Annotated in this window: 1 protein-coding gene; it reads right to left on the bottom strand. The window is 47.2% G+C overall.

The features are described from left to right. Positions 1–447, bottom strand: a 447-nt coding sequence (locus tag E2491_RS12420; protein WP_134375977.1) for an IS3 family transposase, incomplete at both ends; no start/stop codon positions are given.

Raw genomic sequence — 447 nt, 5'->3', positions numbered from 1 at the left:
ATTTCTCTTGATAACGTTCCTCGTTGTAAAATCGCATATATTGATCGATGTCGTTGACTAATTCTTCATAGTTCTTGTACTGTTTCAATTCATATCTCTCACATTTGAAGTGACTGAAGAAGCTTTCTATCGGTGCGTTGTCGATACACTTCCCGACACGGGACATACTTCGTGTAATCCCTGCCTGTGTCGTGATGTAGCGGTATTCCTTCGATGTATACTGTGATCCACGGTCGCTATGGAGCAGGGGGGTCGCGTCTGGATTCGCTTCGATGGCTGCCTTCAGCGTATCCATCACCAAGGCGTTGTTGTTGAAGTGACCGATTTTATAGGCCACGACAGACCCGTCGTACAGGTCTTTGATCACACTCAAATAAGCCTTGTTCCCAAGACCGTAATGGAGATGCGTGATGTCCGTCACCCATTTCTGATTGGGCTGGCTCGCTG

Origin of the sequence: Jeotgalibacillus sp. R-1-5s-1, from assembly GCF_004405105.1 — a bacterium.
Lineage (GTDB): Bacteria > Bacillota > Bacilli > Bacillales > Jeotgalibacillaceae > Jeotgalibacillus.
Note: the sequence above shows the minus strand (reverse complement) of the source record. Positions and strands in the feature narration are given on the sequence as shown.